This window comes from Microbulbifer sp. A4B17, from assembly GCF_003076275.1.
In the GTDB taxonomy this organism is placed as follows: domain Bacteria; phylum Pseudomonadota; class Gammaproteobacteria; order Pseudomonadales; family Cellvibrionaceae; genus Microbulbifer.
Map to the genome: position 1 here is coordinate 2974535 of NZ_CP029064.1, position 24746 is coordinate 2999280.

Sequence of the window (24746 nt, forward strand, 5' to 3'; positions counted from 1 at the left end):
CCGATTCTATTGAGGTGAGGAGTAAGATTTAGAATGAATTCTTCTTTGTGCGCGGGCTGATAGAGGCTTGTATTTTTTGGTTAACGTCCTGACCAAAAATTTCAAACAAAATTAGCAGAACAAAATCAGAGGTTTCTACATTTTACGGCAACAGCAGACTCAATTTTTATTAAATAGGGCACGGCCTGAGTAGAAAAAAATAACGGGGCAACACAGGAGGTTGAATTGGGAAAGCGGCCCCTTAAGGGGCCACTTTAAAAGGAAAATTAACCTTCCTCGTTGGCCAGGAATAGCCAAGTATCCACTGCGGTGTCCGGGTTCAGGGAAACACTGTCAATCCCTTCATCCATCAGCCAGCGGGCGAAGTCTTTATGGTCAGATGGGCCCTGGCCACAAATACCCACATATTTACCCGCCTTCTTACAAGCCTGGATCGCCCTGGACAGCAGCGCCTTGACCGCCGGGTTACGTTCATCGAACAAGTCGGCAACCAGGCCGGAATCACGGTCCAGACCAAGTGTCAGCTGGGTCAGGTCATTGGAGCCGATGGAGAAGCCATCGAAGTGCTGCAGGAACTCTTCTGCCAGCAGAGCATTGGACGGCAGTTCGCACATCATAATGATCTTGAGGCCACCTTCACCGCGACGCAAACCATTTTCAGCCAGTAAGCCGACGACTTCCTCAGCTTCTTCCGGGGTACGTACGAAGGGCACCATGATTTCCACATTAGTCAGCCCCATCTCATCACGGACTTTCTTCAGTGCGCGACATTCCAGGGCGAAACACTGGCGGAAATCTTCAGAGCGGTAGCGAGCAGCGCCACGGAAGCCGAGCATCGGGTTTTCCTCGCTGGGCTCGTACAACTGCCCACCCACAAGGTGTGCGTACTCATTGGACTTAAAGTCAGACAGGCGCACGATAACGCGATTCGGTGCAAAAGCTGCAGCCAAGGTCGCAATACCTTCGACCAGTTTCTCGACAATAAAGTCTTCCGGGGAAGCGTAACCGCCGATGCGCTCGCGAATATTCTGCTGCAGATCTTCCGGCAGGCTATCCAGTTCGAGCAGCGCTTTCGGGTGAATACCGATCATGCGATTGAGAATAAACTCGAGACGCGCAAGGCCAACGCCCTGATTCGGCAGGTGGCTGAAAGCGAATGCCCGATCCGGGTTGCCCACGTTCAACATAATTTTGAAAGGCAGCTCCGGCATTTCCGCAACTTCAGTTTCCTCGCGCTGGAATTCCAGCTTACCGGCCATTACAAAACCAGTATCACCTTCTGCACAGGAAACAGTAACCGGAGTACCGGTTTGTAATAATTCGGTGGCGTTGCCACAACCCACCACTGCGGGAATACCCAGTTCACGGGCGATAATCGCCGCGTGGCAAGTACGGCCACCGCGATTGGTGACAATAGCGCTCGCTTTTTTCAGGACCGGCTCCCAATCAGGGTCGGTCATGTCGGTAACCAGGACTTCACCGTCCTGCATCAGCGCCATATCTTCTACGGATTCGAGCTTGCGCACAGGGCCTGCGCCAATGCGCTGGCCGATTGCACGGCCTTCACACAATACGTCACTGCGCTCCTGCAAGCTGTAGCGCTCGATGCTGGTTCCCTGATCGCGGGAGCGTACAGTTTCCGGGCGTGCCTGTACGATAAACAACTTACCGCTATCGCCGTCTTTGGCCCATTCGATATCCATCGGGCGACCGTAGTGCTCTTCAATCTTGCGGGCCTGGATTGCCAGGTCTGTCAGCTCTGCATCGTCGAGGGCAAAGCGCTGGCAGTCTTCATCTGCCACCGGAATAGTTTTTACGGAACGACCACATTCACCGCTCTCGTCGTAAACCATCTTGATCGCTTTACTGCCGCGATTGCGGCGCAGAATCGCCGGCCGGCCCGCATCCAGGGCTGGCTTGTAGAGGTAGAATTCGTCCGGGTTAACCGCACCTTGAACAACGGTTTCACCCAGACCAAAGGCGGCGGTGATAAAAATCACATCGCGGAAGCCGCTCTCGGTGTCCAGGGTAAACATCACACCCGCTGCACCAGTCTCACTGCGCACCATGTGCTGGATACCGGCAGACAGGGCAACGCCCACATCCGCATAACCGGTGTGCACGCGGTAGGCGATAGCACGGTCGTTGTAGAGGGAAGCAAAAACTTCTTTTACTGCCTTCAATACAGCGTCGATACCGCGGATATTCAGGAAGGTCTCCTGCTGACCGGCGAAGGACGCATCCGGCAAGTCTTCGGCGGTTGCAGAGGAGCGAACCGCAACAGCAGTTTCCGCACCACCCAGGGCCTCATAGCCCTCGCGAATCTCTTTTTCCAGCTGCTCGGGGAACGGAGTCTGTAAAATCCAGTTGCGGATTTCATCTCCCGCCTGGGCCAGCTCAGTGACATTACCAACATCCAATCCTTGCAAACGCTCGGCAATACGCTGCTCCAGCTGTTCGTGAGCCAGAAAAGCCCTAAAGGCTTCTGCGGTGGTAGCGAAGCCACCGGGTACGCTCACGCCGGCACCGGCGAGAGAGGAGATCATCTCGCCCAGCGATGCATTCTTGCCGCCGACTTTGTCGACATCGGCCATGCCCAGTTTTGCGAAGTCGATCGTGAAGTTCGTCAAGTGAAGGCCCTCTAAAATTCAGGTTGAGTGGCGGCAGATTATAAGGATGAGTTTTGTAAAAAATAGCCCGTAAAAACTGGCCAAAATGTTGTAAATTTTCTACAAAATTTGCAAAACGCCAGAATAAAAGACCTTTTACCCAATCCTCTCTTACAATAGGCCCCTCACGCCGACAAACTGAGAACAAACATGGCAAAAGACAAGCGCACGGCTTTTTTTATCTCCGACGGAACCGGTCTCACCGTCGAAGCGATTGGCCACAGCCTACTCGCACAGTTCCGCGATCAACAAGTTGAGCAGGTCACGCTTCCCTATATCGACTCCACCGAAAAAGTTAAACAGGCCCTGCAACGCATAGAAAAAGCAGCCGATGAGTCCGGTTTGCAGCCGATCATTATTACCAGCATTGTTTCTGACAAGATCCGGGAACAGCTGCACCAAAGCTCTGCGCTGATGCTCGATATCTTCGAGAACTACCTCACACCACTGGCCAATCTGTTTAACCGAGATCCAGCACAGATGGTCAACGTCTCTCACGGCATTGACGACAACCGCCGCTACACCGATCGTATAGATGCAGTGCACTTCGCCATGGACAATGACGATGGCCGCAGAGTCAGCGAATTCCAGCAAGCCGATGTGATCCTGTTGGGCGTTTCCCGCTCCGGCAAAACGCCTACCTGCTTGTACCTGGCACTCCAGTTTGGCCTGCGCGCAGCGAACTACCCGATTACTGAAGAAGACATGGACTCCACTACCCTGCCCAAGATTTTGCGGCCGTTTCGGCATAAGCTGTTTGGCCTTACGATTGAGCCGGAGCGTTTGATGCAGATTAGACAGGAAAGACGCGCCAACAGCCGCTACGCTTCTAAAGATCAGTGTGAATTCGAGGTGCGCCAAGTTGAGCAAATGTTGAGGCGAGCCCAAGTGCCTTTCCTCAACGCAACCCAGCTCTCGGTGGAGGAACTCGCCACCCGCCTGATGTCTCAGGCCGGTATTGAGCGCAGGATTGACTAAAGAGCCACACACTCTTTTATTGGCGTCGCAAAGTGTGTAGTGTGCGCCGTCTTCCGGACTGCTGTAGCTTGATATGCAAATTGTCTCCCTACCTTATTCGTTGAATACGCCCGCCGCTTTTGCGGCGATAGCGGATTTACCTACCCCCGTATGGCTCGACAGCGGTCGACCTCTTGCGGAGGGTGGACGCTATGACATCATCAGCGCCGACCCGATAAATACCCTTGAACTGAGTGCCGACATCCCCGAGCCATTTGCCCGACTGGATGATCTGCTGTGCGAACTCTGCCCCCAGGACAGGGATTCACAGCTGCCTTTTTGCGGTGGAGTTATTGGTTATGCTGGATATGAACTCGGTGTAGAGGGCAATCACCTACCTGCGGATATGCGACCCACGGACTTGCCCGCTGGATTTTTCGGACTTTATACCTGGGCTTTTATTGCCGACCACCAGCTGGGAAACAGCTACCTGGTTTTCCACCCGGCCTGCCCGCAGCAGCAAACGCGCGAGTTGGTAAGGCGGTTTGAGGCTATCGACTGGGAGACAACTCCTACCCCAGGTCATTTCCGCCTTCTCACCCCGTTTGAGCACGAGCTGAGTGCAGACGATTATCGGGCTCGGATTGAGCAGATACTGGAATATATCGCCGCCGGCGATATCTACCAGGCAAACTTTACCCAGCGTTTCAGAGCTCCCTACAATGGCGATCTGCTGGCAGCTTATCTGGCTTTGCGCACTCAGGTAGCAGGCCCCTTCTCCGCCTATATGGCACTGCCCCAGGGCGCCCTGCTGAGCATGTCACCAGAGCGTTTTATTCAAGCTGATGGCGCCAGTTTGCGCACAGAACCCATCAAAGGTACAGCGGCGAGGCAGGCTGACAAGATGGCGGACCAGCGCGCTGCCTTCTCTTTACAGAGAAGCCCTAAAGACCGCGCTGAAAACCTGATGATCGTAGATTTGCTGCGCAATGATTTCAGCAAGCTGTGTCGCAGCGGCACCGTGCGCGTTCCCAACCTGTTCCAACTGGCGAGCTTCGCCAATGTCCACCACTTGGTCAGTGTGGTAACGGGGGAGCTGTCCGAGGAGTCTGTCTACAGCGAATTGCTGGAGGCCTGTTTTCCCGGCGGATCTATCACAGGAGCCCCAAAACGGCGCTCGATGGAAGTGATTCGGGAGCTGGAGTCCAGCCCCCGGGGCATTTATTGTGGCAGCATTGGCTACATTAGCAGCTGTGGCCGCGCCGACACCAATATTGCCATCCGAACTTTCAGTGCAAACAATGGGCACCTGACCTGTGCCGCAGGCGGTGGGATCGTTGCGGACTCCGACCCCGCTTCGGAACACCAGGAATGCCTGGCCAAGGTGCGCCTGCTACTGGAAACCACAGAACAATTTCTGCAGTAAATAGCAATCCACCAATAACTGCTTAAAAATCAATCAACTTTGGCGTATTTTGTAGCATCACTACAAATTTAAGTTATAAAGGTATCGGCGATTGATATTTCAAAGTTATTAGGCGTTCTGATAAATTCAGTCCATCTTGCCTTTAATGGCATTGCACTGGATCAAGGAAATTATCGTGAAAATCACACTGGTCAAGAAAATTCTCGCCGACGGCTCGCCCTGTGCCAAGTGCCGTGACGTAGAAGAAAAGCTGGAAGAAAATGGCCAAATGCAATTTATCGACCAGACACTTGTCGCCGATGTGCGTGACCCGCAAAGCCCGGGATTACAACTGGCCCAACAGCACAAAGTAGAGCGAGCCCCATTCTTTGTTGTAGAACGCGAAAACGAGGAAGCGGAAATTTATACTGTCTACTTCAAGTTCGCCAAAGAAGTTCTGCGCCCCCTGACCGAGATGGAGGCTTCATAGCCTCCATTACCCGCTCACTTTCAACACTCCTTTAGTAAACCGGCAGCTCCATATCGGCGAACAGCGCATCCACCTCGGAACGGGATGTGGCTTGTGCCGCCTGGTCAATCAGCTCACGGCTGAGATGGGGAGCAAATTGCTGGATAAACTCATACATAAAGCCGCGCAGGAAAATACCTTTACGGAAGCCAATTTTAGTGACACTCGACTCAAACAGATCACTGGCATCGAGAGCCACCAGATCTTCATCTTCGCCATCAACCGCCATATCGGCCACAATGCCAATCCCAAGCCCTAGACGCACATAGGTTTTGATCACGTCGGCATCAGCAGCGGTAAAAACCACCTTGGGTGATAAACCCTTCTCCAGGAAAGCTTCATCCAACTTGGAACGGCCGGTAAAGCCGAATACATAAGTGACAATCGGATATTTCGCCACATCTTCAAGTGACAGCTTACTCACTTGGCATAGTGGATGATCTTTCGGCACCAGAATACAGCGGTTCCAGCGATACACCGGCATCATCACCAGGTCGCTGAAAAGCTCCAGAGCTTCGGTGGCGATAGCAAAATCTGCAGTGCCATCTGCGGCCATTTCAGATATTTGCATAGGAGTTCCCTGATGCATATGCAGGGAAACTTCCGGATATCGCCCAATAAACAGCTTGATTATTGGAGGCAAGGCATAACGCGCCTGAGTGTGGGTGGTAGCTACAGAGAGACTGCCTTTTTTATCATTGCTGAATTCTTGCGCAACTTGTTTGATATTCTCCACTTTGCGCATAATTTCGCCGGCAGTTTTTAGGATTGCCTCCCCCGCCGGTGTCACCCTGGTGAGATGCTTGCCACTGCGAGCAAAGATTTCTACGCCAAGCTCATCTTCCAAGAGTCGGATTTGCTTGCTGATTCCCGGTTGAGAGGTGTAGAGGCTCTGCGCTGTAGCAGAAACATTGAGGTCGTGATGTGCCACTTCCCAGATATATCGCAACTGCTGCAGCTTCATAGATCCTCCCTTTCTTTAAATGCGCTCCCGGCAAAGAGCGTGTCATAGCATTTTTTGATCGATAGTTATAAAAACCATCTTGAGTTATACGAGAAAAGAATAGCAGTGAATCAAAGCCAGGGCCAATGGACGGTTGAATATCCGTGGTAGAGACGAAAGTGTCAATCAACTTTGGGTGATCCCACTCTTTCTGACGGCTTTATTTTCTAGTGGGTAGCGACGGTGCACCAAAATAGGGCTATAAACTCACAAAAACATGAAACACCCCAAGCGGCAGATACGTAATATTCCCAATATTGAGAGGACTAGGCCTCGATATTGGCTATTCCATGAGGAACATGTCCCGTCGCTACATGTTCGGCGGCAGAGGCGCAGTGGCTGGGCTGATCATCGAAGAAAACATCAGCACCAAAGGCTCGCAAAAACTCGCCTTTTGGCAATCCCCCCAAAAAAACCGACTCATCCACCCGGATATCCCAGGCTCGCAAGGTTCTGATAACACGCTCGTGGGCCGGCGCGGAACGAGCGGTGACCAGAGCCGTTCGAATGGGGCAGGTATCCATTTCAAATTCTGCCTGCAATCGCTGCAGTGCTTCGAGAAACCCTTTGAAAGGCCCACCGCCCAGGGGTTTCTGTGCCGACATGCGTTCGGCTTCAGTAAAGGCCGCCAACCCCTCTCTTTTGTAGATTTGCTCAGCCTCATCTGAGAAGATCACGGCATCACCATCGAATGCAAACCGCAAAACATCATTCTGGTTCTCGCGACTCGCCCCCGCTACCAGGGTTGCGGCAGCGACCCCCTGCTCCAAAGCCAAACGAACATCGGCACCATCTGCGGAAAGAAACAGATTGCAACCAAAAGGGCCGATATAACGATACGGGCTTTCACCATTACAAAAAGCGGCTCTTGTTATATCCAGACCGTAATGCTCTATGGAGTTGAATACTCGCAACCCAGTATCTGCGCTATTTCTTGAAAGTAGAATCACCTCGACTCTAGGCTCTCCCTCAAGAAGCTCATTGATCTTCAGGAATTTTTCTACCAAGAGGAAAGCATCCCCCTTGTTCAGTATGTCATTTTCCCGCTCAACCTGATAATGAGAGAAGGCATGCAAGCCCTGCTCCTCAAAGACTCTATGGCTATCACTAAGATCAAATAGAGCCCGGGAGGAAATAGCGATTACTAACTTGTCGGGGCGTGTAGCCATTAAGTCACCTCCACATCATTGAATCTCTCGGAACCAATAACTCTCCACCTGTAAGTGACAGATGTAGATTGCTATAAAGAAAACCTCTGTCTACCGCACCCTTTGGCAGCAAGACCAGCGCTTAAGGTAAACCACAAGGCTAAAATCTACAAATGCGACGATATCGCTAAGCGGGAAACCACCAAGTCAATTTTATATCAATATTTTTCTCGGTAAACCCTACCATCCGGGTTGAGACAATTTAAACTTTGAGGTGAAAAAGTAAAAGAAACCCAAGACATCTTAGAAACTTAAACAAAAGCACCTCCGACTTATTTCCAAATTTTTTTGAATTTAGAAGTAAGCAAGCAAACCTACACCATGAAAACAAAAACCCACTAAGCAATAGGAATTAAAAATATTAATTAAATTTAATTCTTTAGTTTTACCTTTAAAAATAAAAACCTACCCCAAATAAAAATAAAGCACCCGTTATGTGCAATTTAAATCAAACCGGCGAATCTTGCACCAAGCCTAAGCATTCCATGCAAAATAAAAACCCAACCAAAAATTAAAAAAAATACCCACCCAAATTCAGCAATAAGTGACAAAACCACCCATCAGACCTCTCTTTATTAACCGAACATAAAAACAAAAAATTTGTGACACACACGTCAAAATAAAAACATAAATTTTTAAATGGCAAATTCCACGACAACTGCATATTGTCAGAAATAATAGTTACGGATATTGTTATTCCGCCTTGTAATGGCAACAAAACACCTCAGAAATTCCAGCAACACCGTATCCATACGGGTTCCAAAAGGTAGTGCAGGATAATTTCGACGGTGAAAACCAACAGGCCGATAAATCCAGTAACCGCCACAAATTGAGCTTCGCCAGAAGCTCCTGATTTACTTTGGCCAGATAAATAATAATCATAAAGAGAAACCTAAAATGAAATATTCATTAGGAGTAGCAAGCACGCTCGCATTGGCCATTAGCGCCCAGGCTGCGGAACGTATCCCCGTCACACCAGACCTGCTTTCCAATCAGTCACTGGCTTCAATTGCCGGCTCTGACATGAAGTTGAAAATGGTACGCGAACGCACACTTCCCAATGGAAGAACTGTTGCGAGATATCAGCAAACTCACAAAGGCATTCCTGTTTGGGGAAAAACAGTCACCAGTGCCAAACACGGTTTATCTCAAAAAATAAAAGGGCATGTGCTATCGGGGCTTGAACTTGAAGTCCCCACCGCGAGAGCCACTATTGATGCCGATAACGCAATAGAACGAGCCATGACTCATCAGTTGAATTTGCGTTCACAAAAAGGTTCTACCAATCGGGCACTGTCTATGCCCGCGTTAAAACTCAATGCGCAAAACAAAAATAAAGAACTTTATGTTTACGTTGACGAAAATGACCAGGCACGTTTGGCTTATCTGGTAAACTGGGTGGAATATGGAGAAGAGCCAACCAGGCCCTTCTATTTTATTGACGCGCTCACCGGAGAGGTAATTAAGCAATGGGACGGTTTGGCATTCCAGGATGCTACAGGTCCTGGCGGCAATGAAAAAACCGGACGCTATGAATACGGGACTGACTATCCTGCCTTGGAGGTGGATAACAGCTGTTCCATGAGCACCGATAATGTCGAAACTGTGGATTTGAACCACGGTACCAGTGGCGGTAGTATTTTCTCCTTCACCTGCCCCGAGAACGATTACAAAGAGATCAACGGTGCATACTCCCCCCTTAATGATGCCCACTTCTTTGGCAATGTAGTTTTCAATATGTACAGTGACTGGTATGGAACATCGCCACTCACACAGAAATTGAGAATGCGCGTTCACTATAGTAACAACTACGAGAATGCATTCTGGGATGGCAGCCAGATGACATTCGGTGATGGCTATACAACTTTCCACCCACTGGTCAGCCTGGATGTATCCTCCCATGAAGTAAGCCACGGCTTTACTGAGCAAAACTCAAACCTGACCTATGCCAATCAATCTGGCGGCATCAACGAGGCCTTTTCCGATATGGCCGGTGAAGCTGCCGAGTACTATATGAAAGGCACTAATGATTGGATGGTGGGAGCCGATATTTATAAGGCCAGTGGTGCGCTCCGCTATATGGACGACCCCACCCAGGACGGTCGATCTATTGGCCATGCAGATGACTACTACAATGGCATGGATGTGCACTACAGTTCAGGCGTATTTAACCGGGCCTTTTATCTGATCGCCACCTCAAGTGGCTGGAACACCCAGAGCGCCTTCGATATTTTTGTATTGGCCAACCAAACCTATTGGAATGCAAGTACAGACTTTGTTGAGGGTGCCTGTGGTGCCGTGTCTGCAGCTGAAGATCTCGGCTATGATACCGCAACAGTTATAGCCGCATTCGATACTGTGGGCGTAGCTACCAGCAGCTGTAGTGATGACGGGGGTTCAGAAACTGAAGGCTGGGAAGAGACCAATCTATCCGGACGCCGCAATAGCTGGCAACACTTCACCCTGGATGTACCTTCCGGTGCTTCGTCTTTGACCGTAGATATGTCTGGGGGTAATGGTGATGGCGACCTGTATGTCCGCTATGGCGCTACACCAACTACCAGTAACTGGGACTGCCGACCCTATGTAACAGGTAATGATGAAAGCTGCAGCTTCAGCAATCCAGCTGCTGGCACCTGGTATATCAGTATTCAAGGTTATACCTCGTACAGACAAGTAACACTCTCCGCCCAAAGCCAGTAACCTTTATGGCCAGTGCCGACACGCTTGCGTGTCGGCACCTTCTTTGAGTTCTTTCTCAATTAATATCCAATCCGGTCCAGCAAACTATGATAAAGCATCCCCAACACCAAACCCGGCCACCTCAGTAAAGTCCCGCCGGGAAAATCAATTTTGGGAAGCGCTGAAAACACTTTATAGCCTTCACTCTCACTATAAATTGCATCGGCCAGAAGCTTGCCGGCAAAAGTTGCAGTTGGCACTCCGTGCCCGGAATACCCCTGACTATAATACAAACCCGGGTTTAACTGCCCCATACAGGGCATTCGATTCATAGTTATGGCCAACGTTCCCCCCCAACCGAAGTCAATGCCAACATTTTTCAGCTGAGGGTAAACTTTCAACATATACCTACGCACGAAGTTACGAATATCTTTCGGAAAACGCTTGGTATAATTTTCTCCCCCGCCAAAAATTAACCGGTTGTCACCAGATAGTTTCCAATAATTGATAATAAATAAGGTATCTTGCACCGCAAAATCATTGGCGATAAGTTCGCTTGCAAGGTCTTCCGACAAGGGTTCTGTTGCCAATATAAAGTTATTAATAGGCATTATGCGCCCCGTCAAGCGAGGCTCCAGATTTTCTAAATAGCCGTTACAGGCTATAACCAGCTTTTCTGCTTTTACTTGCCCCCTCGCAGTTTTAACCCTGAAGGGAGGAACTCTCGAATAGCCCTGCACGCTACTACGCTCAAAAAACCTGACTCCAGCCGAGGCACCAGCTTGAGAAAGACCCAAAGCAAAATTGAGGGGGTGCAGATGCAATGAGCCCAAATCCATCTGCGCGCCAAGATATCGCTTGCTACCCACAAGCTTCTGAGCTTCCTCTTTATCTATATATTCTACTTGCCTGTATCCATATTTCTCTCTGAGTTTTTTTGCTTCATCTTTCAGGTATTTATCGTGACTGACCTTCGCCGCAAGGTGCATAATTCCGCGCTTTAAGTCACATTGAATCTGATGTCTGACAATAAGACTCTCCACCAACTGAACAGCCTCGATACTCAAATCCCAGAACTGCTTGGCGGTTTCGAATCCGAGCATAGCTTCCAGATCACCTTGACCTCTCCTTTGCCCAACACCGACATGCCCACCGTTCCGACCTGACGCTCCCCAACCAATCCGCTCAGCTTCCAGAAGTACGACACGATATCCACGTTCAGCCAAGTGCAACGCACTGGAGAGCCCGGTATAGCCACCACCCACGATACAGACATCCGCTTCTACCTCCCCCTCCAGATGTGGATATTCCTGGGGATCGTTAGCTGTCGCGGCATAATAGGAATCCGTGTGCCCATGCAACGCTTTCATAGCCACCCTATTGCAATTTTATTTACCCTCATTTTTTCCCGATATCACTCACCGCCACTTAAATACACAGCTCGGTTACAACCGGCAGTATATAGTTCCTTTAGCAAGGAGCAATCAGTTACAGCACACGATTTAGAGGCGCTGATCTCGACAGTGAACTCAGGAAGAAACAGCAACCAACGGCTAACCAATGGATAAAATTACGACCTGGCTGGCAAACCACAACATTGCAGAAGTCGAGTGCCTTGTTCCCGACATGTCAGGTAACGCCAGGGGAAAATTCACTCCTACCGACAAATTCTTAACTCAAGATAGTCGCCTGCCTGAAAGTATTCTGGTGCAAACCGTTACCGGAGACTATGTCGACGAACACAATGAGCTCGTTGATCCCGCAGACACCGATATGCTTCTAATACCAGATCCGAACTCGGTGCGTTTGAACCCTTGGGCCAACGATCCAACAGCACAAATCATCCATGACTGTCATTCTCGCGATGGATCTCCACACCCTATCAGCACCCGAAATATCTTAAAGTTTGTCCTCGAAAAATATGCGGACAGAGGATGGAAACCTACTGTCGCTCCGGAAGTTGAATTTTACCTTGTAAAAAGAAACCTGGACCCGGACGAAAAACTGTCGGCACCTGTAGGAAGGTCAGGACGCACAGAAAAAACCCGACAGTCCTACAGTATTGACGCAGCCAATGAATACGAACCCATTATTGAGGATATGTATGATTTCTGCGAAGCCCAAGGGCTTGATGTCGATACACTGATTCACGAATCAGGCACAGCGCAGATGGAAATTAACTTTCTGCACGGTGACCCTTTGCAGCTGGCGGACCAGGTTTTTACTTTTAAACGCACGGTGCGCGAAACAGCTTTGCGACACGGTATTTATGCAACGTTTATGGCAAAGCCCATGGAGGATGAGCCGGGAAGCGCCCTACATCTCCACCAGAGCGTAGAGGACAGAAAAACCGGAAAAAACATTTTTGTCGATAACAACGGAAAAGAGAGCAATAATTTCCTGTATTTTATTGGCGGCATGCAGAAATACACCCCAGGATTTATTAGTTTTTTTGCTCCAAACGTAAATTCTTATCGCCGTTTTACACCTGAAATGGCTGCACCCACCAGCCTCCATTGGGGTTACGACAACCGAACAACAGGCCTGCGAGTTCCCGATAGTTCAGCGCAAAGTAAACGCCTTGAAAATCGTTTTCCTGGCGCCGATTGCAATCCCTACCTTGCTATAGCTGCGTCCCTTGCCTGTGGATATTTGGGAATGACCAATAAAGTCGCACCGAGCGCACCTTACCAGGGCGACTGCTCCAAAGAGGCAATTACCCTTCCCCGAACTCAGGAACACGCTCTAACACTTTTATCAGATTGCGATGAAGCGACAGAAATGTTTGGCATAAAATTCATAAAAGCCTGGAGCGCAATCAAGCGAAATGAATACGAGGAATTCAACCGGGTAATCAGCTCATGGGAGAGGGAATTTCTATTATTAAATGTATAAATAACCGTTCCACTAAAAGCTAACAGAAATAATAAACTGTTACCGCCAAATTTATTTTTTCGGAAAAAACAACTCACTTTCCCTAACGAACCGGCAGGACATCACTTCCTAATTTGTGACAATACAAGCAAAAATATCGAAAATAATTAAAATATATTAGTTTGCTATCACCTTTTTGTTGCCTACATGCGTACGCAGGGTAATCTCAGGTTGCTCAATAAATTTGGGCAACCGGTTTGAGAAAGCGAACGCCACTGCCGCAACCGCGGTCCCTTCCCTGGCGACGGTTATCTTCTGCTGTCTTACCACACAAAAATCCGACCTGTACCAGCCAGCCAGATTTAATACGGTCCCCACAAGGGAAAACCCGGCTGTATTCAGGCGGATTCATATATAAAAAAGCTATAAAAGGGAAAGCTAGCAATGAAGCATTTTGTAGGATTAAGCTGCACTTTAGCCATGGCTATTAGTGCACATGCCGTTGAGCGTGTACCCGCAACAGCGGATATGCTCTCACCGCAAACTTTAGCTGCCAGCGGCGGGTCGGATATGGCGCTCGAGAAAGTTCGTGAGCGCACTCTCGTCAATGGCAAAACCGTAGCCCGCTATCAACAGACTCACAAAGGCATTCCTGTCTACGGCCAAACAGTAACCAGCTCCGGGCAGGGTCTGATTACTGAGGTTCGCGGCAATGTCATCACTGGGCTGGAACTGGAAGTACCCAATATCAAAGCATTTATCAATGAAGAAAATGCTATTGAGCGGGCAATGGATCACCAGATCAACTGGCGCGCGCAGCAGGGCGTTATCCAGGGAGCTTTGTCAGTTCAAGCTTTGAAGCTGGAAGCACATAACCCCAAAAAGAAACTCTACGTCTATATCGATGAGCAAGACAATGCTCGCTTGGCCTACCTGGTCAACTGGGTTGAGTACGGCGATGAACCCACACGCCCCTTCTACTTTATCGATGCGATGACCGGTGAAGTCCTCAAGCATTGGGACGGCTTGAACTTTGCACAAAATGCGACAGGCCCAGGGGGCAACGCAAAGACCGGGCGCTACGAGTATGGTACTGATTACCCCTACATGATTGTTGATGACAGCTGTGCCATGGATACGGACAATGTAGAAACCGTTGATATGAACCACAGCACGAGTGGCGGCAGCGTTCACTCGTTTACCTGCCCAGACAATGACTATAAGTCAATCAACGGCGCTTATTCACCACTCAATGATGCACACTTCTTTGGCGGTGTCGTCTTTGATCTCTATAGCGACTGGTATAACACATCCCCTCTCACACAAAAACTGAGAATGCGGGTGCACTACAGCAACAACTACGAGAATGCCTTCTGGGATGGCAGCCAGATGACATTTGGTGATGGCCAGAGCTACTTCTATCCACTGGTTAGCCTCGATGTTTCCGCTCACGAAGTCAGCCACGGCTTTACCGAGCAAAACTCTGACTTGAATTACTACAATCAATCCGGCGGTATCAATGAAGCCTTCTCTGATATTGCCGGTGAAGCTGCCGAGTACTATATGCGCGGCAGCAATGACTGGTTGGTAGGGGCCGAAATCTTTAAGTCCAGCGGAGCACTCCGCTACTTTGAAGATCCAACTGACGATGGCAGCTCCATCGGACATGCCGATGATTACTACAACGGCATGGACGTGCACTACAGCTCCGGCGTCTTCAATCGGGCTTTCTACCTACTGGCTAACACCAGTGGCTGGAATACCCGCACAGCATTCGACCCCTTTGTTCTTGCCAACCAGATGTATTGGAGTGCCAATACTGATTTTGAAGATGGTGCCTGTGGTGTTTTCTCTGCGGCATCAGATTTAGGTTACGACACTGATGACGTTGTTGCCGCATTCTCCACGGTAGGCGTTTCCACCAGCAGCTGTGGTGGTGGTGGCGGTGGTGGTGGTGGTAACGAAGGCGGAGAATTAGAAAACGGAGTCACCGAGACCGACATTGAAGGTAGCAGCGGTGATGAAGTTCACTTCACCCTGGATGTACCCGCAGATGCCACAGGCCTGTCTTTTGCAATGTCAGGCGGAAGCGGTGATGCCGACCTCTATGTTCGCTTTGGCAATGCTCCAACCACCAGTACATATGATTGCCGTCCGTACACTTCAGGCAACAATGAAACTTGTGATATCGCTGACGCTGATCTACAGGGCGGAACCTATTACGTCATGGTGCGCGGCTACTCCTCCTTCTCCGATGTCACCCTGGTAGGCAGTTACACCGGTGGTGGTGGTGGCGGTGGTGGTAGCGACAGCTGGGAAGAAACCAACCTTTCCGGTTCCCGCAACAGCTGGCTGCACTTCACCATTGAGGTTGCCAGTGGAGCCTCTACTCTTAGCGCCGTAATGGAAGGTGGCAGCGGGGATGCAGATCTCTACGTCCGCCACAGCCAAGAGCCTACCCGTACAGCGTACGACTGCCGTCCCTATCAGTGGGGCAATGACGAAAGCTGCACCATCAGTAATCCGGATGCTGGAACCTGGTATATCAGTATCCGCGCTTACTCTGCCTACTCTGGCGTTACCCTGAGTGCAAGCACTGAGTAATTGAGCTGATTTCCACCCAGCAGGTATCTGCTGGGTGGGCAAGCTCTAGACCGATCAAAGGATCGGCGGTGCACAAACAAAAAAGGCGGCCATATTGGCCGCCTTTTTTAATCAAACCCAGACAAATTATTTATGGCTTGGGTCTTTCCAGTAATCCTTCACGGTATCCTTCATCTCCTTGGCCAACACACTAATACCAAACAAGTTGGGCAAGGTCATAATCACAATGGCTACCGCAGAGAGGTTCCAAATAACAGTGGTGTCCTCAATAGCAGCCCAGAAGAAAGCAATTACGTATACGATTCGGTAAGGCATCACTGCCTTAGGTCCGAACAGATAGATCATTGAACGGTCGCCGTAGTAAGACCAGGCAATAGCTGTTGAGAAAGCAAACAACAGAATACCCAGAGTAACGATTAAACCACCGTATTCACCAAAGTAACCGCGCTGGAAAGCAAGATTGGTCAGGGCCACAGAGTGCACCAGGGATTTACCCCAGATATCCACATCCTCATTGGCAAACTTACCATTTTTCACATCCAGGACACCGCTGAAGCTGTCCTCACCTACCCGGAAATCCAGGTCTTCAGCAATAGAGCGCGCGTGGATCAGGGTAAAGTCCTGGCTGTTCAAGGGGTGACCATCGGTTACAACCACAGAACCGTTGTAGGCTTTAACATCGCTGGGCTGGTTACTCAAATACTTGAATAACTGCTCTACATCCTGGGTATTCTTCTCATCGTAGCTGCCAGCTACAACGTAAGTATCTGCACCTTCAAACAGGTTCTCATGTTTTTCGGTCCAAACACCGGAAGAAAGGATCACAAGTCCAGTCAAGGTACAAATAATGATGGTATCGATAAAGGGTTCCAACAGGGAAACCATGCCTTCAGAAACCGGCTCATCGGCACGGGCGGCGGCGTGAGCAATAGGTGCAGAACCCTGACCCGCTTCGTTTGAGAAGAGACCACGGTTCACACCTCGGTTAAAGGCATAGGCGAAGCTGGCACCCAGGAACCCACCTACAGCCGCACTACCGGTGAAGGCATCGCGGAAAACAGCACCAAAAGACGGCAGGATATTTTCGTAGTTGTAGATAATAACGGCCAGGGCACCAACCACGTAGATTACTGCCATAGTGGGAACGATGGTGGAGGTCACTTTGGCAATTCGGGTAATGCCGCCAATAATTACCATACCAAGCAGAATCGCCAGGATCCCGCCGGTCAACGCTTTCTCAACGCCAAAGGAATCGTGCATTGCCTGAGCAATATTGTTTACCTGAGGTAAGCTGCCGGTACCAAATGAACAGATAACGGTGGCAATAGCAAAGAGTACTGCAAGCCATTTCATATTCAGGCGGCGCTCCATGTAAAACATGGGGCCACCTGCGTAGTAACCATCCGCCGCTTTAATACGGTATTTATGGGACAGGGTTACTTCCACAAACTTTGTGGTCATACCCAGGAAAGCAGTCATCCACATCCAGAATAACGCAGCCGGACCACCGAGGAAGATGGCTAAACCAACGCCGCCGATATTACCGGTTCCGACGGTACCTGAAAGTGCTGTGGCCAGTGCCTGGAAGTGGGAGGTATCACCCGGGTCACCGGGCTTGTCGTACTTACCGCGTACAATCTTGATCGCATGTCCAAAATAGCGGAACTGCGGAAAACCAAGATAAATGGTGAAAAAGAAACCGACTCCAAGCAACACCCAAGGAAACCAAGGTGCTGAGCCGAGCATGCCGTCGATTAACAACAGCAGATTGTTAAAGGAATCCAAACTAACCCCCCACTACTCTGACTTAATTCTGTTTGTTTTATATACAGATATAACTGTAATTTGTTGCGCAGGTTAGCAGCTTACGCGGCACTAGAACAGCAATGTCGTATTATTCGGCCGCTAGAGGGAAGTGGTCCCGGTAGGGAAAGAGGCCAAACTGACCACCGGTATGGATAAAAATCAGGTTGTCTGATCCCCTGTATTTTCCTTTCTTTAACTCTTGTAACAGGCCATGAAAAGCTTTGCCGGTGTAGACTGGATCGAGAAGAACCCCCTCCATATGAGCCAGCTCTCTAATAGTTTGATAAACCCCCGGCTCCGCCACCCCATAGGCAGGCCCCCTGTAGTCGGCATTGACCAAAACTTCGAGGGACTTCAAATCGATAGGGATTCCCGACCTGGCCGCCCACTGTAAAATGTCTTCACGCACCTTTGCTTGAAAATAACTCGCGCTGTCGCAAACGGCGAAGCCCGTTACTTTAGCGTTTGCCTGCAGTAAGTGGCACCCCAAGGTCAAACCCGCTTGGGTTCCACCGCTGCCAGTTGCGCACAATATATGGTCGGGAACAAACCCCCTATCAGAGCAATCGGCTAATAATTCCTGGGAGGCGGCGATATAACCCCAGATCCCCAGACCGTCACTGGCCCCGGTAGGGATACAAAAAGACTTCTGTCCCCGAGACAGGTTCTCCGTTGCCCAGTTAGCAAACAGGGTCGGTAAATCTCGGGAATACTCTTTTGGAGAATAAAAAGCAGTCTCAGCGCCCGCAAGTTGACCCAGTAAAAGATTGCCATCCGGTATTGAGGGGCTTTCACCTCTCAGAATCAGCTGAACCCTGAATCCCAAACGGGCCCCTACCAATGCAGTGGTACGACAGTGGTTGGATTGTATTCCACCGCAGGTAATTAAAACCTGAGCACCTTTTGAACGGGCCTCAGCGGCAACAAACTCAAGCTTGCGCAGTTTGTTGCCAGACATACCAGACTCGGTAAGGTCGTCCCTCTTCATCCAAATTCTGGGCCCTCCATAAGGAAGGGAGTAGAGATCGCTGATACGATCCAGTGACTGCAGTGGTGTTGGCAGGTTTGCCAGACATAGCCTCTCAGGCAAATCTATTGGCAGGCTATTAAGCACAACGTGTAAGACCCGTATTGATTAATTGCTAATTCCATCAGACTACCCTGCAGAAGAACACTGATCACCCAAAACTTTTTATGACAATAGAATTCAGATTGCCAACCGCGATAGTAGAGGGTCAGTTTTTAATATTTAGCATACATGACTTGCCGGCCTAAATATCACTTTATGCCCAGCCTAATTTTTTGTAGGAAACTTTATTTTGAAAAACTTAAGGGGCCTTTCAATAATTCCGCAGTAATTATACGGTCTCTCAAAGCCATCCCGATGTACCTAATCAAGCTTCCCTTAACCAGCTGCAATAAAAAAGCCCGGCAATTGCCAGGCTTTTTTAGTGACGACATCCAAAGATAAATCCTGAATAAAATCAGATCTTTTTAATCGTACCCTTCGGTAATACTGCATGCACAGCGACTTTTTGGAACTTCAGAGACATGTTGTCTGCAACTTCCAGTACGATGTAATCCTCGTCGACCTTGTCAACGCGACCCAGCATACCGCTGCTCATCACGACTTCATCGCCCTTTTTCAGAGCGCCAACCAACTCCTGGTGCTCCTTCTGACGCTTACGCTGAGGGCGAATAATAAAAAACCACATGAATGCAAACAAACCCGCAAACATCAGCAGGGTTATCATTGGATTACCCTGTGGTGCCGGCGCCGCTTCCTGTGCCATAGCGGAGGGGATAAAAAAGCTCATGCAAAACCTCGGAGAGTCAGCCTATTAAATTGCCGCCAACTCTAACGGGTTTACCCCGCCGAGGCAACGGATTGGGCCGATCCCATAAAGACCGGCCAAACCAATCCACACTCAGAATCTCTGGCGGACCTGCCGGCGGTAGCCAGTGGGTGACATCCCGGTCCAGCGTTTAAAAGCGCTGGTAAAGCTGGTTCTATCAGAGAAATCGAGAATTCGAGAGATTCCATCGACACTCAGCGCAGTATCTTTGAGGAAGTGCACAGCGTGACGAAAACGAACATGGTCACGCAAAGATGCGAAGCTGAGGTTATGTTCCTGCAACCGGCGTTGCAGAGTCCGGGTGGACATACTTAGGTCGGACGCTACCGGGCGAATAGCGAGAGAGGCCTTACCGATACGCTGCTCCAGCACATCTATCACCCGTGCGGCAATGCCAAAACTGGTTGCTTCGGGGGGGGCCAGCAGTTGGTCGAGAATATTCGGATCTCCGGATATTCTGGCCTGCTGAAGTGATTTGTCTTCAGAGAGCGAAGTCTGGTCGGGCTGAGTATGGTTCATCGAGCTGCTCCTTTTGAGTTCCGTGAGCCGCAGTTATTTTTCTATGTCCGCATCCAGCGAATCCCGGTTGCCCCTGCCCACACCAACACAACATCAACTTCGGCGGACGACTACGTGATGCGGGATGCACCAAAAAACAGACATCGAATCCTTCACAGAGATGTACAATTTTTAAACTAACCGCTCCGGCAATTCCCGCAGAGAGACTCTCTCTAGCCGGCGCACCTTTCCTTTACAACTGCCAGTATAGACCAAGAATTAAGAAAGCAAGGGACGACAGTGCTTTTTTTCATCTTATTGTGTACCAAGGGCCAAAAATACTTGCTTTCGGTACTCACGTGTCGCCTCTGAGTCCGAATAATGGGGGCTACAGCGGACCAAGCACCTGTCCAGCCCCGCCCCACTGAGTCTGGCAATTAATCCAGGTTCTCGCCAATCCAATTCAATACATCAGTGTCATGAGTTTTGGTTTTTACCTTATCGATAATATGACGAAGACGCCCACTCTTATCGATGATAAAAGTCGTTCGCAAAAGCCCCATATACTCCTTGCCCATAAATTTTTTCAGGCCCCAGCAGCCATATTTATCGGCAATCTTGTGATCTTCATCGGACAGCAAATCAAAATTCAGTTCATGCTTATCGATAAAGCGCTGTAACTTGGCTTCCGGATCCGGGCTCACACCCAACACAACGGTATTGGCTTTTTTAAATTCAGCTGCACTATCGCGAATACCACATGCCTGAGTGGTACATCCGGGAGTCAGTGCCTTCGGGTAAAAGTAGAGGACCACATTACTTTTGTCTCGAAAATCCTTAAGTGACACCTTCTCGCCACTTTGATTGGTCAGCGTGAAAGCTGGAGCCAAATTACCGATCTTCGGAAAAGCCATCTGATATCCCCTATGGAATTAATAAAAGTTAAGCGGGGATTATAGCGAAAAGAAACAAACGAGACGCCAGTTCTATACAGAAATCAGAACTGCTGCAGGCGAAACTCCTTCTCTTTCCTGGCACAAATGCCAAAACGACCTAGTTTTTGTACCAGCTCGGCCTTCTCGGCCTCAGTGAGAAACTCCCCAACCTCAAGACAGCCTTCGGGTCCACTAAAATTAACGGAAGCCATTTCAGTAGCGCTGCTCCCCATTCGCACAAGCACTGCCAGCTTATCGCGGTCAAACTCGCGGTGGTAAACAGTTTCCTGCCTGAATCCTTTACAGCAATCCAGGATTACCATTTTTTCATTGATACGTATCACTTCCCGACGGGTCCCCTCCAAGTACACATAAGTAAACAGAATGCCCAGCAGGATCATCTCAAGCCCGGCAAAGGGCAGAATCATCCAGGCTCCGGCCAGTGCAAAAGCGAGACTGATCCCAAGAGACACTCCAACCAGCGAGAAGAACACCCACAGATTGCCGGAGAGAGAAAGGGATTGGTTGGGCTGCAGCAGGATACAGGCGCAACGGGCGGTGTTGCGGCCAACTTCAGTGACCATAACAGGGACATTCCGGCAGACATGTAAAATTAGTGTAGTGCCGATGGCGGCAGCTCACACAAAGATGCTGACCGGCAGGTTATTCGAAGCCGGGCTGGGAGTTACAAAATTGAGGCACAAAAAAGCCCACACCAAGATGTGGGCTTTTGGGAACAGCCCGGGGATAAAGCCCCGGACCTTTTATTCCCTATTACGGCAGCAGGTGTGCTACTGCATCACGCTCTTCCGCCAACTCCTGCTCGGTAGCAGTCATTTTCTCGCGAGAGAAGTCGTTGATGTCAACGCCTTGAACAATTTCCCAGTCGCCGTCTTTGCAAGTGCAAGGGAAAGAGTAAATCAGGCCTTCCTGAATACCGTAAGAACCATCGCTGAATACAGCCATGCTGGTCCAGTCACCTTCAGCGGTGCCCAGAGCCCAATCGCGCATATGGTCGATGGCAGCGTTGGCAGCGGAAGCCGCAGAGGAAGCACCGCGCGCCTTGATGATAGCTGCACCACGCTGTTGAACAGTCGGGATGAAGTCGTTTTCGTACCATTCCTGCTCCACTTTATCCATGGCTGCAGCACCGGAAACCTTCACTTGGTGCAGGTCTGGGTACTGAGTGGAAGAGTGGTTGCCCCAAATGGTCATATGGGTGATGTCGTTAACACTGGAATCAGTTTTGTTTGCCAACTGAGACAAAGCGCGGTTGTGATCCAGACGGGTCATCGCAGTGAAGTTACGCGGGTCCAGGTCTGGCGCATTGCGCTGAGCGATCAGGGCATTGGTGTTAGCCGGGTTGCCAACAACCAGTACTTTTACGTTACGAGAAGCAACGTCGTTCAGGGCTTTACCCTGTGCAGAGAAGATAGCAGCGTTAGCTTCCAGCAGGTCCTTACGCTCCATACCCGGTCCACGGGGACGCGCGCCTACCAGCAAAGCGTAATCTGCATCTTTGAACGCAACAGTAGCATCATCGGACTGAACGATACCCGCGAGCAGCGGGAAAGCGCAGTCTTCAAGCTCCATAGCAACGCCTTTCAGCGCTTCCAATGCCGGAGTGATTTCCAGCAATTGCAGAATAACCGGCTGATCTTTGCCCAGCATTTCGCCAGAGGCGATGCGGAACAGCAACGAATAGCTAATCTGACCGGCAGCGCCGGTAACAGCAACACGTACAGGTGCTTTCACGATAGTTCTCCCTCGTTTGTAAGCGGCCGCATTATAGGGCCTCGCGAGTAAATTTCATCTTACACAAGCGAAATAGCGGCTCAATTTGTATGACAAAACCCCCTCAGGCTGTAATGGACACTCTTTGCGAGTGGTTATGTCAATGCCATTTCCCGGTAACGCTCTTGCAAAGCCATATAAACCTGATCACTGTAATCAGCAGTAGACGAATCCAAAAGTCCTGCAATTTCCGCAAGATGTTCATTGTCTTCGCGGCCCGCCCAGGTTTTCACATAACTGCCATCTTTGTAGCCGTTATCCTGGCGGAATCGGTTAAGTACATTTTTACCGACGTATCGCTGGTACAACTCAGCAAAAGACATTCCTGCATCAGCCAATAGTTGAGCAAAACCAGCAACATCAAACTGTTTGGTGGCCAGGGTGCTCAAGGTGAAAGACTCGAGATTTTCACGGAAATCGCCTGCTGAACGCTCAGAACCATCAAATTCCTTCAGCATAATTTCAGCTACTTTCTGCGGGGAGCCTTTTTGCAATTCAAGACTCAATCCGAAATGCCAAATATCCACCAGCTCAAGTTTTACCTGGTCCATTTCCGGAAGCTGCTTTTTCCACCACTTCCAGCCGTAGTGATCTAACAGCTCTGCACTTTCCACCCAAATTGCGCGGTACCAGGCAAAATTTTGCTCACGCCAGTTCTCATTAACTACCGTATTAATCTCGTCTTGCAGAGTCAGCATGACTTGCAGCTGCTGCTTCATCATAGGGGAACATCCAATAGACCCGGATCAAACTGCCCGGGGGAATAATCTGAAAAAGTTTTCTGAGGTGATTTCGGCCAGCTCTTCGTAGGGAATACCGCGTAAATCAGCGATAAATTCCGCCACTTCACGCACATAGGCCGGAATATTGGGCTTACCCCGATAGGGCACTGGGGCCAAATAAGGGGAGTCGGTCTCAACGAGTAACCGATCCAAAGGCAGCCTGCGGGCGACATCCCGCAGCTCCTCGGCATTTTTAAAGGTCACGATACCGGACAAAGAAATATAATAATTGAGATCCAGGGCAGCCTTGGCCATATCCCAGCTCTCGGTAAAACAGTGCAGAACACCTGCGGTATTGGTATTACCGTGCTCTTTAATGAGAGCGATAGTATCTTCCCGCGCATCTCTCGTATGCACAATAACCGGAAGCTCTGCCTGCCCTGCCGCTTTCAGGTGTGCAATAAAGCTCTGCTGCTGGATTTCCTGAGTGTCAGTACTGTAATAGTAATCCAGGCCTGTCTCCCCCAATGCAACAACATTGGGCTGGTTAGCCATTCCTACCAGTCGCTCAACATCCGCCATGCCGGAGTCGACATCCAGCGGGTGCACACCAACGGAACAGACTACGTCCTCGTAGCGGGATGCGATTTCAACAACCGCATCGGCGTTTTCCAGACTGATACCGACACAGAGGAACCTGCCAACACCGCGACTGCGGGCCAGATCCAATACAGCATCCAGATCGCCATCAAATTTATCGAGCTTAAGTCTGTCCAGGTGACAGTGAGAATCAACAAGCATTAGAGGGTTACAACGTATGGGTTGGGCGGCTGGATTCTAAAGTTCCCGCCAAATGGGTTTCAATCTTGTTTTGGGCGATATTGTCCTTATCGCCAAATTGAACCCCGATACCGGGAGTGCGGTTGCCCTGGGCACCATTGGGGGTAATCCAGATCACTTTACCGGCAACTGGAATTTTTTCTGGCTCATCCATCAAGCTCAGAAGCAGAAACACCTCATCGCCAAGGCTGTACGACTTATCGGTACTGATAAACAGGCCACCATTCTTAACGAAGGGCATATAGGCCGCGTAGAGCACAGATTTATCCTGGATTTTCAGTGACAGGATGCCGTTGCGGGCACCGCCTCCCATGGCTTTCATGGACAACCTCAATGTTTATATTTCTAAATGATGCGCTAACTT

Annotated in this window: 20 protein-coding genes; 6 read left to right on the forward strand and 14 right to left on the reverse strand. The window is 49.8% G+C overall.

The features are described 5' to 3' along the window. Positions 1–266: 266 nt before the first annotated feature. Entirely contained in the window at positions 267–2630 is a 2364-nt protein-coding gene (gene ppsA / locus BTJ40_RS13220) for a phosphoenolpyruvate synthase (protein WP_108733541.1), read from the reverse strand. 189 nt (positions 2631–2819) lie between these two features. On the opposite strand from ppsA, the gene BTJ40_RS13225 reads away from it, so the two are divergent. The 3 genes from BTJ40_RS13225 to BTJ40_RS13235 all read left to right on the forward strand — a co-directional run bounded on the left by BTJ40_RS13225 (position 2820) and on the right by BTJ40_RS13235 (position 5521). Beyond that, positions 2820–3647: a pyruvate, water dikinase regulatory protein gene (locus BTJ40_RS13225; protein ID WP_108733542.1), complete on the forward strand. Its 828-nt coding sequence runs from the start codon at positions 2820–2822 to the stop codon at positions 3645–3647. 73 nt (positions 3648–3720) lie between these two features. After that, positions 3721–5052 (forward strand): aminodeoxychorismate synthase component I, encoded by a 1332-nt coding sequence (pabB, locus tag BTJ40_RS13230; RefSeq protein WP_108733543.1) that lies wholly within the window; start codon positions 3721–3723, stop codon positions 5050–5052. Positions 5053–5227: 175 nt separating this feature from the next. Continuing rightward, a complete protein-coding gene (locus BTJ40_RS13235; RefSeq protein ID WP_108735264.1) occupies positions 5228–5521 on the forward strand; it encodes a hypothetical protein in 294 nt (97 codons plus the stop codon). 31 nt (positions 5522–5552) lie between these two features. Here BTJ40_RS13235 and cysB read toward each other — a convergent pair whose 3' ends face one another. Together cysB and BTJ40_RS13245 are read right to left on the reverse strand one after the other, a co-directional pair. Further along, the gene (gene cysB / locus BTJ40_RS13240; RefSeq protein WP_108733544.1) at positions 5553–6524 is read right to left on the reverse strand and encodes an HTH-type transcriptional regulator CysB; all 972 of its coding nucleotides are present in this window, start codon (positions 6522–6524) and stop codon (positions 5553–5555) included. 305 nt (positions 6525–6829) lie between these two features. Then, positions 6830–7732: a 5'-nucleotidase gene (locus BTJ40_RS13245; RefSeq protein ID WP_108733545.1), complete on the reverse strand. Its 903-nt coding sequence runs from the start codon at positions 7730–7732 to the stop codon at positions 6830–6832. Positions 7733–8668: 936 nt separating this feature from the next. On the opposite strand from BTJ40_RS13245, the gene BTJ40_RS13250 reads away from it, so the two are divergent. Next, on the forward strand, positions 8669–10474 hold the full coding sequence (locus tag BTJ40_RS13250) for a M4 family metallopeptidase (protein WP_108733546.1): 1806 nt from the start codon (positions 8669–8671) through the stop codon (positions 10472–10474). 59 nt (positions 10475–10533) lie between these two features. Here BTJ40_RS13250 and BTJ40_RS13255 read toward each other — a convergent pair whose 3' ends face one another. Continuing rightward, the gene (locus BTJ40_RS13255) at positions 10534–11823 is read right to left on the reverse strand and encodes an FAD-binding oxidoreductase (protein WP_108733547.1); all 1290 of its coding nucleotides are present in this window, start codon (positions 11821–11823) and stop codon (positions 10534–10536) included. 190 nt (positions 11824–12013) lie between these two features. Here BTJ40_RS13255 and BTJ40_RS13260 point away from each other — a divergent pair, with 190 nt between their 5' ends. Next, positions 12014–13348, forward strand: a complete 1335-nt coding sequence (locus tag BTJ40_RS13260) for a glutamine synthetase family protein (protein ID WP_108733548.1) — start codon at positions 12014–12016, stop codon at positions 13346–13348. A 423-nt stretch (positions 13349–13771) separates the two neighbouring features. After that, positions 13772–15931: a M4 family metallopeptidase gene (locus tag BTJ40_RS13270; RefSeq protein WP_108733550.1), complete on the forward strand. Its 2160-nt coding sequence runs from the start codon at positions 13772–13774 to the stop codon at positions 15929–15931. Positions 15932–16057: 126 nt separating this feature from the next. Here the strand turns inward: BTJ40_RS13270 and BTJ40_RS13275 are convergent, their stop codons facing one another. From BTJ40_RS13275 to BTJ40_RS13320, 10 genes are all read right to left on the reverse strand, one after another. Next, on the reverse strand, positions 16058–17716 hold the full coding sequence (locus BTJ40_RS13275) for a sodium:alanine symporter family protein (protein WP_108733551.1): 1659 nt from the start codon (positions 17714–17716) through the stop codon (positions 16058–16060). 109 nt (positions 17717–17825) lie between these two features. After that, positions 17826–18851, reverse strand: a complete 1026-nt coding sequence (locus tag BTJ40_RS13280) for a D-cysteine desulfhydrase family protein (protein WP_108733552.1) — start codon at positions 18849–18851, stop codon at positions 17826–17828. 370 nt (positions 18852–19221) lie between these two features. After that, positions 19222–19554 carry a preprotein translocase subunit YajC gene (gene yajC / locus BTJ40_RS13285; protein ID WP_108733553.1) on the reverse strand — a complete coding sequence of 111 codons (333 nt, stop codon included), beginning with the start codon at positions 19552–19554 and terminating at the stop codon, positions 19222–19224. 111 nt (positions 19555–19665) lie between these two features. After that, on the reverse strand, positions 19666–20112 hold the full coding sequence (locus BTJ40_RS13290) for a helix-turn-helix domain-containing protein (RefSeq protein ID WP_020415217.1): 447 nt from the start codon (positions 20110–20112) through the stop codon (positions 19666–19668). Between the two features lie 416 nt (positions 20113–20528). Next, positions 20529–21005, reverse strand: a complete 477-nt coding sequence (bcp, locus tag BTJ40_RS13295) for a thioredoxin-dependent thiol peroxidase (RefSeq protein WP_108733554.1) — start codon at positions 21003–21005, stop codon at positions 20529–20531. Between the two features lie 83 nt (positions 21006–21088). Beyond that, positions 21089–21610 carry a DUF2244 domain-containing protein gene (locus tag BTJ40_RS13300; protein ID WP_108733555.1) on the reverse strand — a complete coding sequence of 174 codons (522 nt, stop codon included), beginning with the start codon at positions 21608–21610 and terminating at the stop codon, positions 21089–21091. Positions 21611–21800: 190 nt separating this feature from the next. Beyond that, positions 21801–22781 (reverse strand): malate dehydrogenase, encoded by a 981-nt coding sequence (locus tag BTJ40_RS13305; protein WP_108733556.1) that lies wholly within the window; start codon positions 22779–22781, stop codon positions 21801–21803. A 134-nt stretch (positions 22782–22915) separates the two neighbouring features. Then, positions 22916–23539 carry a dUTP diphosphatase gene (locus tag BTJ40_RS13310; protein ID WP_108735265.1) on the reverse strand — a complete coding sequence of 208 codons (624 nt, stop codon included), beginning with the start codon at positions 23537–23539 and terminating at the stop codon, positions 22916–22918. 27 nt (positions 23540–23566) lie between these two features. Beyond that, complete coding sequence (locus BTJ40_RS13315; RefSeq protein ID WP_108733557.1) at positions 23567–24343, reverse strand: TatD family hydrolase; 777 nt, start codon at positions 24341–24343, stop codon at positions 23567–23569. A gap of 7 nt (positions 24344–24350) precedes the next feature. After that, complete coding sequence (locus BTJ40_RS13320; protein WP_108733558.1) at positions 24351–24704, reverse strand: PilZ domain-containing protein; 354 nt, start codon at positions 24702–24704, stop codon at positions 24351–24353. Positions 24705–24746: the final 42 nt, after the last annotated feature.